A 12,963-nucleotide genomic window follows, 5' to 3' on the forward strand; every position below is an offset into this window, starting at 1 on the left:
CGCGAATGGACTTGGCCCAAGGCCCGCACAGCCTGCAGGCGCTGCAAGCGCGTTATGGCGAACGGCACCGTTGGTTGTTGTTGCTGTCGGTGATGCTGGGCTCCATGGCGGCGGTCATGTCGTCCACCATCCTGAATGTGGCCATCCCCGACATGAGCACGCATTTCACTTTGGGCCAAAGCCGCGTGCAGTGGGTCACCTCGGGCTTCATGGTCGCCATGACGGTGTCCATGCTCACCACGCCCTGGCTGCTGTCGCGCTATGGTTACCGCAGGGTGTACGAGGTGTGCATGTGGCTGCTGTTGGGGGGCGGTGTGGTGGGGGGCTTGGCCAACGATTTTCCGCTGGTCATGGCCGCACGCGTGGCCGAGGGTTTGGCCGCAGGCGTGGTGCAGCCCATTCCCGCCATCATCATCTTGCGCGCTTTTGCGTCCGAAGAGCAGGGCCGCGCCAGTGGCTTGTTTGGCATGGGCGTGGTGCTGGCCCCGGCCATTGGCCCCAGCATTGGCGGCGTGCTGGTCGATGTGTTTGGCTGGCGCTCGATTTTTTTCATGGTGGTGCCGCTGGCCATGGTGGCGCTGTGGTTGTCGCGCCGCTACGTGCCCACCTCGGCCCCGGGCGGTGTGCAGGCCGATGCCGACAGCCCGGGGCTGGATTGGATCGGGCTGGCGCTGGCCAGCGCCTCCACCTTGATGCTGCTCAACGGTCTGGTGCAGCTGCGCAGCGATGACGCCACCGTGGCCTTGGTGCTGCTGGCGATGGCGGGCTTGGGCATGGTGGTGTTTGTGGCTTGGCAGCGGCATTTGCTGAAGCCGCGCCGACGCGTGCGCACTGCCTCTTCGGGCCGAAAAGCCAAGTCCTTGCGCCAGGCCCGCCAGGTCCGGCGTGGCCCGCTCATGAACCTGCAGGTCTTTGGCCACCGCCAATTCGCCATGGGGGCGCTGGTGTCGTTCACCTACGGCATCGCCTTGTTTGGCTCCACGTATTTGTTGCCGGTTTACATGCAGATGGGACTGGACCTGTCGCCGTCCTACATCGGTGCCGCCTTGTTGCCAGCAGGCATCTTGTTGGCCGTGACCATTGCAGCGGTGGGGCGTTTGTCGCACCGCATGCCGCCGGCCCATTGGGTGAGTTGGGGCTTGGGCTTGCTGGCGCTGTCGTTTGCGCTCATGCCCCTGGTCCACCCGGCGGCGGGTTTGGCCTTGCTCTGGATTTTGGTCATCCTCGGGCGCATTGGTTTGGGCTTCATCTTGCCTTCGCTCAACCTGGGGGCTTTGCGGGGTTTGCCCAAGGACCTGATCCCGCAGGCGTCGAGTGTGATTGGCTTCGTGCGCATGCTGGGCGGCGCAGCAGGTGTGAGCATTTGCGCCATCGTGCTGGAGTGGCGGCTGGCGGTGTACGCCCTCACGGCCAGCCATCCGGGCCGTGCCGATTTGCGCGCCTTCAACGAGACCTTTGTGTTTCTGGCCACCATGACTGCCCTGGCTTTGCTGGCGTCCTGGAAAATGGCCGAGCCTGTCGCCTCACCCGCCAAGGACTGAACCATGTGCCAACTGCTCGGCATGAACGCCAACACCCCGACCGATGTGACCTTCAGCTTCAGCGGTTTTGCCCAGCGCGGCGGTCACACCGACCACCACGGAGACGGCTGGGGCATTGCCTTTTTTGAAGGGCAGGGCGTGCGCCACTTTGTGGACCACCAAAGCGCCAGCAGCTCGCCGATTGCCGAGCTGATCCGGCGTTACCCGATCAAAAGCCAAAACGTGATTGCGCACATCCGCAAGGCCACGCAGGGTGAAGTGAGCCTGGAAAACTGCCACCCCTTTGTGCGCGAACTGTGGGGGCGCTACTGGGTGTTTGCGCACAACGGCAACCTGGTGGACTTTGCGCCGCGCTTGCACGGCAACTTCAAACCGGTGGGCCAGACCGACAGCGAACTGGCGTTTTGCTGGCTCATGCAAGAGCTGGCCAAGTCACACGCCAGCGTGCCCAGCGTGCACGAGCTCAGTTGCACCCTGCGCGAGCTGGTGCCGCAGATCGCCAGACAGGGCACGTTCAACTTTTTGCTGTCCAACGGCCAGGCGCTGTGGGCGCACGCCAGCACCCACTTGCACTATGTCTTGCGTCAACACCCCTTCAGCCGTGCCACGCTCAGCGACGAAGACCTGAGCATGAACTTTGCCGAGCACACCCACGAGACCGACCGGGTGGCTGTGGTGGTCACGCAGCCGCTGACCACCGATGAAAGCTGGGTGGCCTTTGAGCCGGAGCGGGTTTACACCTTTGAGGGCGGTGGTTTGAAGCCGCAGCGGTGATTCAACCTGCAGGTTGAGGCTTTAAAGCGCCGCTTCCACCGCATCCATGAAGAGCGCCGCCACGTCGCAGCCCATCTGGTCGGTGATTTCCTGAAAGCAGGTCGGGCTGGTCACGTTGATCTCGGTGAGGCTCTCACCGATGATGTCCAGGCCCACCAGCATCAGGCCGCGTGCCATCAAGATGGGGCCCAGTGCTTCAGCGATTTCGCGGTCACGCGCTGAAATCGGTTGGGCCACGCCCTTGCCGCCCGCTGCCAGGTTGCCGCGCACCTCACCGCCTTGCGGAATGCGTGCCAGGCAAAAGGGCACAGGCTTGCCGCCGATCAACAGCACCCGCTTGTCGCCTTGCGCGATGCCGGGCAAAAACTTTTGCACCATCACGGTTTGCGCGCCGCCTCGGTTGAGGGTTTCGATGATCACGCCCAAATTCAGGCCGTCAGCACCCACCTTGAAGATGCCCGTGCCGCCCATGCCGTCCAGAGGCTTCAAGATGATGGTGCCATGCGCGGCATGAAAGGCCCGGATGTCGGCTTCGCTGCGGGTGACCAGGGTCGGCGCGATGAACTGCGGAAATTCCAGAATGGCCAGCTTTTCGGGGTGGTTGCGCAAAGCGGCCGGGCTGTTGAAGACCTTGGCGCCTTCGCGTTCGGCCTGGCCCAACAGGTGGGTGGCGTAAAAGTATTCGCTGTCAAAAGGCGGGTCGGTGCGCATGATGACCGCGTCAAAGTCCTTCAAGTTGGCACGGCGCGTGGCGGTTTGGGTGAACCAGGCGTCGGCTTGTCCTGTGAGGGTGATGTCGCGCACCTGGGCCGAGACGGCCTCGCCTTGCTGCCAACGCACATCGGTCATCTGGCAGGCCACCACCTGGTGGCCGCGTTTTTGCGCTTCGCGCATCATCGAAAACGTGGTGTCTTTGTAAATCTTGAAGGACGCGAGGGGGTCGGCAATGAAGAGGATGTGCATGGTTGGACTGTGTCACAAAAAAGGGGAATAACGTGACGCCGGAGCGTCTTATTGGAACGCCACTTCGGCAAAGCTGCGCAGCTTGCGGCTGTGCAGCTGTTCAGGGCCCGCGTCGCGCAACAAGGTGACAGCGCGGATGCCGATTTGCAGGTGCTGGTTGACGCGTTCGCGGTAAAAGTGGTTGGCCATGCCAGGCAGCTTGATCTCGCCGTGCAGGGGTTTGTCGCTCACGCACAGCAGCGTGCCATAGGGCACCCGAAAGCGAAAACCATTGGCGGCAATCGTGGCGCTTTCCATGTCGAGCGCCACGGCACGGCTTTGGCTGAAGCGCCGCTGCGGCTTGTTGTCCGGCAGCAGCTCCCAATTGCGGTTGTCGGTGCTGGCCACGGTGCCGGTCCGCATCAGGCGTTTGAGGTCTGCACCATGACAACCCGTGACCTCGGATACGGCTTGCTCGAGCGCCACCTGCACCTCGGCCAGCGCCGGAATGGGCACCCACAGCGGCAGCTCTTCGTCCAGCACATGGTCTTCGCGCACATAGGCGTGGGCCAGCACGTAGTCGCCCAGCTGCTGCGTGGTGCGCAGACCCGCGCAGTGGCCCAGCATCAGCCAAGCGTGCGGGCGCAGCACGGCGATGTGGTCGGTGATGGTCTTGGCGTTGGCGGGCCCCACGCCGATGTTGACCATGGTGATGCCGCTGTGACCCTTGCGCACCAGGTGGTAGCCCGGCATTTGCGGCAGGCGCGGCGGTGTTTGGCCTAGGGCGTCCACCTCTTCGGCAGGCAAGCCCAAGCGGCGCGTGACCATGTTGCCGGGCTCGACAAAGGCGATGTATTCGCTGCCCGGGTTTTGCATTTCGGCGCGGCCCAGGGCGATGAACTCGTCGATGTAAAACTGGTAATTGGTGAACAGCACGTAGTTCTGAAACCAGCGCGGTGAGGTGCCGGTGTAGTGGCGCAGGCGCTGCAGTGAATAGTCGATGCGCGGCGCAGTGAACAGCGACAGCGGCTTGGCCTCGGAGGCGGCAGGTTCGTGCGTGCCGTTGGCAATCCCGTCGTCCATGGCGGCCAAGTCGGGCAGGTCAAACACTTCGCGCATCAGGGCCTGGCGCTCTCGGCTCAGGCTGCCTTCCATGTGCTCGTCGTCGGCGAAAGAAAAGTGGATCGGAATCGGCTGGTTGCTGGTGCCCACCTGCAGGCTGACACCGTGGTTTTGTAGCAGCAATGCCAACTGCTGGCGGATGTAAAACGCAAACAGGTCCGGCCGGGTCAGGGTGGTTTCAAAGCGGCCCGGATCGGCCACAAAACCGTAGCTCAAGCGGCTGTCCAGCCCTGCGTTTTTGCGGCTGGTACTGGTGACCTGCACCCGCACAAAAGGGTAAAACGCTCGAACCCGAGTGCCTGCCATGTCCGAGCCCGCCACAAACTCGCGCATGGCTTGGCGCAGGTGGTTCACGCTGTGCTGGTAGATGTGCTGGATTTGCGCCAAGGCGCTGTCGGCATCGTGGTGTTCGGAAGGGGCAATGAAAGGTGGCAGGTGCTGCATGGAGATTCCTGAACGGGCGATCTGAGGGGCTCTGGTCTGGACATTTTGCGACATGTCCATGTCGTTTGTCTGACCTGCGTTGAAGCTCAGGTGGAGGTGTTGCCTAGGTGACCACGCCAGGGGCTTGGGTCGGGCAAGCTGCGCGGCATGTCCCAGCTCTATCGGGCAAGCCCTCTCAGGAGCCTATTCATGCGCCAAGCCCGAAAAGTCATCATCACCTGCGCCCCCACAGGCGCCATTCACACCCCCAGCATGTCGCCGCATTTGCCGGTGACGGCCGACGAGATCGCCGATGCGGCCATTGCCGCAGCCGAGGCGGGCGCGGCCATCTTGCACCTGCATGCCCGCGACCCGGTGGATGGCCGTCCGACGCAAGACCCGGCGTTTTTTGTGCCGTTTTTGCAAAAGATCAAGGCCCATACCAACGCCGTCATCAACCTGACCACGGGGGGCAGCCCGCACATGACGGTGCACGAGCGCATGCAACCCGCGCTGACCTTCAAGCCCGAGGTCGCGTCGCTCAACATGGGGTCGATGAACTTTGGCCTGTTCCCCATGCTGGACCGATTCAAGACTTTTGAGCACGAGTGGGAGCGCGAGCACCTGGAAAAAAGCCGCGATCTGGTGTTCAAAAACACCTACAACGACATCGAGACCATCTTGCGCTTGGGCACCGAAAACGGCACCCGATTCGAGTTCGAGTGCTATGACATCAGCCACCTGTACAACCTGGCGCATTTTCGGGATCGGGGGTTGGTTACGGGGCCTTTGTTCGTGCAGTCGGTGTTCGGCATTTTGGGTGGCATCGGTCCGCATCCCGAAGACCTGATGCACATGCGCCGCACCGCCGACCGCCTGTTTGGCAACGATTACCAGTGGTCGATTTTGGGCGCTGGCAAGGGCCAAATTGCGTTGGCCAGCATTGGTGCGGCCATGGGCTCGAACGTGCGGGTGGGCCTGGAAGACTCGCTGTGGATCGGCCCTGGAAAATTGGCCGAGTCCAGTGCTCAGCAGGTCCAGCGCATCCGCACCGTGCTGGAAGCCCTGAATCTGGAAATGGCCACCCCCGATGAGGCGCGCAGCATGCTGGCGCTCAAGGGCGGGGATCGGGTGAACTTTTGAGGTTCAGTGGGCTTGCTGTCGGACCCTAAAAGCCCGACCTACGAGGGTATCAGTAGGTCGGTGCCTTCAGGTACGGCAGGGATGGATCACATATTGCGTCGGTACTGCCCACCCACCTCGAACAGCGCGTTGGTGATCTGACCCAGCGAGCAGACCCGCACCGCGTCCATCAGCACCTCGAACACATTGCCGTTGTCGATCACGGCTTGTTGCAAACGCTTGAGCATGGCGGGTGATTCGGCGGCGTGCAGGGCGTGGAAGTCGTTCAGGCGCTTAAGTTGGCTCTGCTTTTCTTCCTCGGTCGAGCGGGCCAGCTCCAGCGTTTCCATGACTTCGTCTCCCTTGGGGTTGCGGAAGGTGTTGACGCCGATGATGGGCAGCTCGCCGGTGTGCTTGAGCATTTCGTAGTGCATGGACTCGTCTTGGATCTTGCCGCGCTGGTAGCCGGTTTCCATCGCGCCCAACACCCCGCCGCGTTCGGCGATTTTCTCGAACTCGGCCAGTACGGCTTCTTCCAGCAACTCGGTCAGCTCTTCGATGATGAAGGCGCCCTGGCTCGGGTTCTCGTTTTTGGCCAGGCCCCATTCGCGGTTGATGATCATCTGGATCGCCATGGCGCGGCGCACCGAGTCTGCGGTGGGCGTGGTGATGGCTTCGTCAAACGCGTTGGTGTGCAGGCTGTTGCAGTTGTCGTAAATCGCAATCAGCGCTTGCAGCGTGGTGCGGATGTCGTTGAACTGGATTTCTTGCGCGTGCAGCGAGCGGCCCGATGTTTGGATGTGGTACTTGAGTTTTTGGCTGCGTTCGTTCGCGCCGTATTTCTCTTTCATGGCCACGGCCCAGATGCGGCGTGCCACACGGCCCATGACGGTGTACTCGGGGTCCATGCCGTTGCTGAAGAAGAACGACAAGTTGGGCGCGAAGTCGTCGATGTGCATGCCACGCGCCAAATACGCTTCCACGAAGGTGAAGCCGTTGCTCAGCGTGAAGGCCAGCTGGCTGATCGGGTTGGCGCCCGCTTCGGCAATGTGGTAACCCGAGATGGACACCGAGTAGAAATTGCGCACGTCGTGGTGCACAAAATACTGCGCCACATCCCCCATGACTTTGAGCGAAAACTCGGTCGAGAAGATGCAGGTGTTTTGGCCCTGGTCTTCTTTCAGAATGTCGGCCTGCACCGTGCCGCGCACATTGGCCAAGACCCATGCCTTGATCTTGGCAGCCTCGGTCTCGGTGGGCTCGCAGCCGTTGTCGGTCTTGAATTTGTCGATGTTCTGGTCGATGGCCGTGTTCATGAACATGGCCAGGATCGACGGTGCGGGGCCGTTGATGGTCATCGACACGCTGGTGGTGGGGTTGCACAGGTCAAAGCCCGAATACAGCACCTTCATGTCGTCCAGCGTGGCCACGTTCACGCCCGAGTTGCCGATCTTGCCGTAGATGTCGGGGCGCAAATCGGGGTCGTTGCCATACAGCGTGACCGAGTCGAACGCGGTGGACAGGCGCTTGGCGGGCAAGCCCTCAGACACCAGCTTGAAGCGGCGGTTGGTGCGGAAGGGGTCGCCTTCACCGGCGAACATGCGGGTCGGGTCTTCGCCCTCGCGCTTGAAGGCAAAGGTGCCAGCGGTGTAGGGGTAGCGGCCGGGCACGTTGTCCAGCATCAGCCATTTCAGCACTTCGCCGTCGTCTTCGTATTGGGGCAGGGCCACTTTGCGGATGGTGGTGCCGCTGAGCGATTTGGTGGTGAGCGCGGTGCGGATTTCTTTGTCGCGAATTTTGACCACGTATTCGTCGCCCGCATAGGCTTTTTGCATGTCGGGCCACTGAGCCAGCAGCTTGCGGGCTGTGGGGTCTTGGGTTTGCTCGCGGCTCACGGCCAGGTCAATCGCGGCTTCGGCGGCCTTGGCGCGACCGGATTTGCCCACTTCGAGCATGCGGGCCGCAGCGCGCAGTTGCTGAATCTCCCGGGCCAGGCGCGACTGGTCGATGGCGCGCTTTTTGTAGCCGCGCACCGTGTCGCTGATTTCGGCCAGGTAGCGGGTGCGGGAAGACGGCACCACGGGGTTTTGGTGGGTGCTGTAGCGCACCTTGACCACAGGCAAACGGCCTTCGGTGGTCTTCATGCCCAGCTCGGCCAATCGGGCCTTGAGGGCTTGGTACAGGGCTGTGACGCCGTCATCGTTGAAGCGCGCGGCCATGGTGCCAAACACCGGCATCTGCTCGGTGGGAACGGTCCAGGCTTCTTTGTTGCGCTGCACCTGCTTGGCCACGTCGCGCAGGGCGTCGTTGGCGCCTTTGCGGTCAAACTTGTTGATCGCCACAAACTCGGCAAAGTCCAGCATGTCAATCTTCTCGAGCTGGCTGGCCGCGCCGAACTCGGGCGTCATCACGTACATGGGCACGTCCACATGCGGCACGATGGCCGCGTCGCCCTGGCCAATGCCCGAGGTCTCGACCACGATCAAGTCAAAGCCTGCCACCTTGCAGGCCGCGACCACGTCGGGCAGGGCGGCAGAAATTTCGGAGCCAAAGTCACGCGTGGCCAGCGAGCGCATGAACACGCGCGGTCCTTGCGACCAAGGTGAAATCGCGTTCATGCGGATGCGGTCGCCCAGCAAAGCGCCACCGCTCTTGCGGCGAGACGGGTCGATCGAGATGACGGCCACGCGCAGCGCGTCGTTTTGGTCCAAGCGCAGGCGGCGGATCAGTTCGTCGGTCAGCGAGGACTTGCCTGCACCACCGGTGCCGGTGATGCCCAGCACGGGCACCTTTTGGCTTGCAGCCTGCTCACGCACGGCTTTGACAACGCCCGCATCGGCCTTGTCGTTCTCCAGTGCGGTGATCAGCTGGGCCAAAGCACGCCAGTTCATCTCGCCGTGGCCCTGAATCGCGGCCACATCTTTGGGGGCCAGGGGGCTCACGTCTTGGTCGCAGCGCATGACCATCTCGCCAATCATCCCGGCCAAGCCCATTTTTTGGCCGTCTTCGGGGCTGAAAATACGCACGCCTTGGGCCGCCAGTGCCCGTATTTCCGAGGGCACGATCACGCCGCCGCCGCCGCCAAATACCTGGATGTGCTCGCCGCCGCGTGCTTTGAGCAGGTCCACCATGTAGCTGAAATATTCGTTGTGCCCGCCCTGGTAAGAGCTGATGGCGATGCCCTGCGCGTCTTCTTGCAGCGCAGCGGTCACCACCTCGTCCACCGAGCGGTTGTGGCCCAGGTGGATCACTTCGGCCCCCATGCTTTGCAGGATGCGCCGCATGATGTTGATGGCCGCGTCGTGGCCGTCAAACAAAGAGGCGGCGGTGACAAAACGCACCTTGTTCGTGGGGCGGTATTCGGCCAAGGCTTTGAATTCGGCGGACAGATCGGTCATGGGGGCGACTCCGGTAGCAAGCGGTTTTTGATTCGGGCTTTGACGTTGACGTAAACGTCAACCAAAACCCGCATCTTAGCCGCTGCAGCCTGTCCTGTCACTGACAGCCGTGCGATGCAGGGCTGGGGTGCACAAAGCTATGATTCAGACCCGATTGATGCACCCAACCAGGACCACACGCCATGACCTCATCCGCCTCCTCCCAACCCGTCGCTGCCAACGGTTATGCCGGCGATGTCTCGCCCGAGCAGGCCTGGGACTGGGTGCAGTCGGGCGAGGCCGAATTGGTGGACGTGCGCAGCGATGCCGAGCGCGCTTGGGTAGGCTTTGTGCCCGGCGCGCACGCCTTGGCCTGGAAGCAGTGGCCCGGCATGGCCATGAACCCCGACTTTGACGCGGGCGTGCAAGCCGTGGGTGCGGGGGGCAAAAAACTGGTGCTGCTGTGCCGCAGTGGCGTGCGCTCGATTGCCGCCGCTCAACGCGCCACCGCGCTGGGCTTGCAGGCCTACAACATCCTCGAAGGCTTTGAGGGCGATCCGGACGCGCAGGCGCACCGGGGTCTCAAGGGTGGGTGGCGCTATCGCGGCCTGCCTTGGCAGCAAAACTGAGAGGCGTTTTTTGAGTGGGCGATACCACCCCGGGCGAAGACCCGGGTTCCCTGCATTCAAATACCCGGCGGCCGCTGATGGATCATCTCTTGGTTGGCCATCTCGTAGGCGTGGGCCAGTTTCAATAAATCCATGTCGCCCTGCGGTTTGCCAATCAGCGCCAGGCCCATGGGCAAGCCGTTTTTGCCAAAGCCTGCGGGCACGCTGATCGAAGGCAAGCCCGCAAAAGTGGCATAAATCACCACCTCCATCCAGCGGTGGTAGGTGTCCATGCTTTGGCCTGCAATGCTTTGCGGCCAGCGCAGCGAGACATCAAAGGGCCAGACCTGGGCCACCGGGATGGCCAGCACGTCGAATTTTTCGAACAAGGCCAGCATGCTCAGGTAAAAACGCGTGCGGCTGGCGCTGGCGGCCATGAGTTGGGCCCCTGTCAGGTTGAGTGACTGGTCGTGCTCCCACAGGGCTTCGGCCTTGATGTGGGCGCGGTTGGCCGGGTTGACCAGGAAAGGCGCGATGCGCGGCCCCACCAAAGCCTGCCGCCAGACCAGCCAGGCTTGCCAAATTTGCTCAGGCGGCATGCCCAGCTGTGCTTCGTCCACGGTGCAGCCCATGCCCGAAAAGCTTTTCAGCGCCGATTCACACACATCCAGAACGCCTTCTTCCATGGGCAGGTAGCCCTGCAGGTTGCCCAGCCAGCCGACACGCTGGCCCTTGGGGTCCATGTCCAGCGCGCCCGCAAACACGGACGGGTCACCGGTCAGGCTCAACGGGCTTGAAGGGTGTGCCCCCGCTTGGGTTGACAGCAGCAGGGCCAAGTCAGCCACATGCCGGGCCATGGGGCCTTCGGTGGCCAGTTGGGCGATGAACACGTCTTGCGCGGGCGACATGGGCACGCGGCCTTGCGAGGGGCGCAGGCCGAACACATGGTTCCATCCGGCCGGGTTGCGCAAGCTGCCCATGAAGTCCGAGCCATCGGCCACCGGCAGCAGGCGTTGCGACAGCGCCACGGCCGCGCCGCCGCTGCTGCCGCCGGCCGTTTTGCTAGGGTCCCAGGCGTTGCGGGTGGCGCCAAACACTTCGTTGAAGGTGTGCGAGCCCAGGCCAAATTCAGGGGTGTTGGTCTTGCCGATCACGATCGCCCCGGCCGCTTTGGTGCGCTGGACCATGAGGCCATCTTCTGGGGCCACAAAGTCTTTCATCAGCGGGCTGCCCAACGTGGTGCGCAGGCCTTGGGCATTGGCCAAATCTTTGATGGCTTGGGGCATGCCGTGCATCCAGCCCATCGATTCGCCGCGTGCCAGTTGCGCATCGCGTTCGCGCGCTTGTGCGATCAAAAGTTCGGGTTCTTGCAGGCTGACGATGGCATTGGACTGCGGATTCAGGCGCGCGATGCGCTCGAGCGTGGACTGCATGACTTCCTGGCACGACACCTGCTTGAGGTGGATGGCGCGGGACAAATTCAGTGCGGACGTATCAGGGTTGACCATGTGGTGCTGCTTTCTGGTTTATTTGTATTATGAAAGCGTTCGAAGGGCGATCAGCCACTGGTGAAAACCCCGACTCCGTTTTGCGCAAAGGTGACGCTTGTTCGTTTTGAAAGCTGTCATCATGATTTTTCAACTGTTCCTATTTTGGAGATCTGATCATGAAGAGACGTGTACTGTTTGCCGCCACCAGCTTGTTGGGTTTGAGCCTGTTGGCCCCCTTGGCTGCCCAAGCCCAAGCGCAAGACAACAAAGTGTTCCGCTTTGTGCCGCACGCCAACCTGGCGGTGCTCGACCCGATCTGGACCACCGCCTACGTGACGCGCAACCATGCGTACATGATTTACGACACGCTGTTCTCTGAAGACGCGCAGGGCAACATCAAGCCCCAGATGGTGGACACCTACACCACCTCGACCGACCGCAAGACCTGGACTTTCAAACTTCGCGCTGGCCTGGAGTTCCATGACGGCAAGCCCGTGACCAGTGAAGACGTGGTGGCCTCGCTCAAGCGTTGGGCCAGCCGAGACGCCATGGGCGGCATCCTGAACACCTTCATCGACCGCTACGAAACGCCCGATGCCAGCACCTTCCGAATCGTCCTCAAGGAGCCCAGCGGCATCGTGATCGACGCCTTGGGCAAGGCCTCGTCCAACGTGCCGTTCATCATGCCCGCACGCATTGCGGCCACGCCAGGCGCTGAGCAAATCAAGGAGCACATTGGGTCGGGCCCCTTCATCTTCAAAGCCGACGAGTTCAAGCCCGGTGCTTTGGCGGTGTACACGCGCAACACCAAATACAAGTCCCGCGCTGAAGCGCCCAGCGGCATGGCCGGTGGCCGCCCGGTCCACTTTGACCGTGTGGAATGGGTCATCATCCGCGATCCGCAAACCCAGTTCAACGCCATCAAGGCGGGTGAAGTGGACATGGTCGAGCAGCCCAGCTTTGAGCAGTACGAGACCCTGAAGAAGACCGAGGGTCTGAAGGTCGATGACTTCTCGCCAGCGGGCTTGCAGTTCATCATGCGCTTTAACCACTTGCACAAGCCTTTTGACAACCCCAAGATTCGCCAGGCGGCCATGGTGGCGATGGGTCAGCAGGCCTACATCAACACCCAGATCGGTGTGCCCGAGTTGGGCAAGCTGTGCCGCAGCATCTTCCCATGCGGTACTGTTTATGCGGATGAAAACACCGGTTATTTCACTGGTGTGGCCAACCCGGCCAAAGCCCGCGAAATGCTGAAAGAAGCGGGTTACGACAACACCCCTGTGCTCTTGATGCGCCCGACCGACTTGGCCTCGATCGCCAAGATCCCGTTGGTGGCCAAGCAGCAACTTGAAGCCGCAGGCTTCAAAGTGGACTTCCAGCAAATGGACTGGGCTTCGTTGTTGGCCCGCCGCGCCAAGAAAGACGCGCCTGCAGCGGGCGGCTGGAATGCCTTCTTGACCGCCTGGACGGCCGGCGACATCTCCAACCCGCTGGCCATGGCCATGCTGAACGCCAAGGGTGACACCGGTTGGTTCGGCTGGCAAAACGAGCCGCGCCTTGA

9 protein-coding genes are annotated in these 12,963 nt (G+C 62.2%); 5 read left to right on the forward strand and 4 right to left on the reverse strand.

Going from position 1 to position 12,963, the window contains the following annotated elements:
- Positions 1-5: 5 nt before the first annotated feature.
- Together ACIQ47_RS06135 and ACIQ47_RS06140 are read left to right on the forward strand one after the other, a co-directional pair.
- Positions 6-1,541 carry an MFS transporter gene (locus tag ACIQ47_RS06135; RefSeq protein WP_396429219.1) on the forward strand — a complete coding sequence of 512 codons (1,536 nt, stop codon included), beginning with the start codon at positions 6-8 and terminating at the stop codon, positions 1,539-1,541.
- A gap of 3 nt (positions 1,542-1,544) precedes the next feature.
- The gene (locus ACIQ47_RS06140) at positions 1,545-2,315 is read left to right on the forward strand and encodes a class II glutamine amidotransferase (RefSeq protein WP_396437307.1); all 771 of its coding nucleotides are present in this window, start codon (positions 1,545-1,547) and stop codon (positions 2,313-2,315) included.
- A gap of 21 nt (positions 2,316-2,336) precedes the next feature.
- Here the strand turns inward: ACIQ47_RS06140 and gshB are convergent, their stop codons facing one another.
- Together gshB and ACIQ47_RS06150 are read right to left on the reverse strand one after the other, a co-directional pair.
- On the reverse strand, positions 2,337-3,278 hold the full coding sequence (gene gshB / locus ACIQ47_RS06145) for a glutathione synthase (protein ID WP_296292959.1): 942 nt from the start codon (positions 3,276-3,278) through the stop codon (positions 2,337-2,339).
- A gap of 48 nt (positions 3,279-3,326) precedes the next feature.
- Positions 3,327-4,823, reverse strand: a complete 1,497-nt coding sequence (locus ACIQ47_RS06150; RefSeq protein WP_396429217.1) for an AMP nucleosidase — start codon at positions 4,821-4,823, stop codon at positions 3,327-3,329.
- Positions 4,824-5,012: 189 nt separating this feature from the next.
- Here ACIQ47_RS06150 and ACIQ47_RS06155 point away from each other — a divergent pair, with 189 nt between their 5' ends.
- Complete coding sequence (locus ACIQ47_RS06155) at positions 5,013-5,945, forward strand: 3-keto-5-aminohexanoate cleavage protein (protein ID WP_396437308.1); 933 nt, start codon at positions 5,013-5,015, stop codon at positions 5,943-5,945.
- An 86-nt stretch (positions 5,946-6,031) separates the two neighbouring features.
- Here ACIQ47_RS06155 and icmF read toward each other — a convergent pair whose 3' ends face one another.
- On the reverse strand, positions 6,032-9,322 hold the full coding sequence (icmF, locus tag ACIQ47_RS06160) for a fused isobutyryl-CoA mutase/GTPase IcmF (RefSeq protein ID WP_396437309.1): 3,291 nt from the start codon (positions 9,320-9,322) through the stop codon (positions 6,032-6,034).
- Positions 9,323-9,504: 182 nt separating this feature from the next.
- On the opposite strand from icmF, the gene ACIQ47_RS06165 reads away from it, so the two are divergent.
- Positions 9,505-9,930 (forward strand): rhodanese-like domain-containing protein, encoded by a 426-nt coding sequence (locus tag ACIQ47_RS06165; protein WP_396437310.1) that lies wholly within the window; start codon positions 9,505-9,507, stop codon positions 9,928-9,930.
- A 56-nt stretch (positions 9,931-9,986) separates the two neighbouring features.
- Here the strand turns inward: ACIQ47_RS06165 and ACIQ47_RS06170 are convergent, their stop codons facing one another.
- Positions 9,987-11,417 (reverse strand): amidase, encoded by a 1,431-nt coding sequence (locus ACIQ47_RS06170; protein WP_396437311.1) that lies wholly within the window; start codon positions 11,415-11,417, stop codon positions 9,987-9,989.
- A gap of 158 nt (positions 11,418-11,575) precedes the next feature.
- Between ACIQ47_RS06170 and ACIQ47_RS06175 the strand changes: the two genes are divergently transcribed.
- On the forward strand, positions 11,576-12,963 hold a 1,388-nt coding region (locus ACIQ47_RS06175; protein ID WP_396437312.1), incomplete at its 3' end, for an ABC transporter substrate-binding protein.

Origin of the sequence: Limnohabitans sp., assembly GCF_044373035.1 — a bacterium.
In the GTDB taxonomy this organism is placed as follows: Bacteria; Pseudomonadota; Gammaproteobacteria; order Burkholderiales; family Burkholderiaceae_C; genus Limnohabitans_A.

Excerpts from the sequence above, each read along its gene's own strand:
- ACIQ47_RS06155 (WP_396437308.1), top strand. The coding sequence starts at position 5,013 with ATGCGCCAAGCCCGAAAAGTCATCATCACCTGCGCCCCCACAGGCGCC.
- ACIQ47_RS06150 (WP_396429217.1), bottom strand. The coding sequence starts at position 4,823 with ATGCAGCACCTGCCACCTTTCATTGCCCCTTCCGAACACCACGATGCC.
- icmF (WP_396437309.1), bottom strand. The coding sequence starts at position 9,322 with ATGACCGATCTGTCCGCCGAATTCAAAGCCTTGGCCGAATACCGCCCC.
- ACIQ47_RS06135 (WP_396429219.1), top strand. The coding sequence starts at position 6 with ATGGACTTGGCCCAAGGCCCGCACAGCCTGCAGGCGCTGCAAGCGCGT.
- ACIQ47_RS06165 (WP_396437310.1), top strand. The coding sequence starts at position 9,505 with ATGACCTCATCCGCCTCCTCCCAACCCGTCGCTGCCAACGGTTATGCC.
- ACIQ47_RS06170 (WP_396437311.1), bottom strand. The coding sequence starts at position 11,417 with ATGGTCAACCCTGATACGTCCGCACTGAATTTGTCCCGCGCCATCCAC.
- gshB (WP_296292959.1), bottom strand. The coding sequence starts at position 3,278 with ATGCACATCCTCTTCATTGCCGACCCCCTCGCGTCCTTCAAGATTTAC.
- ACIQ47_RS06140 (WP_396437307.1), top strand. The coding sequence starts at position 1,545 with ATGTGCCAACTGCTCGGCATGAACGCCAACACCCCGACCGATGTGACC.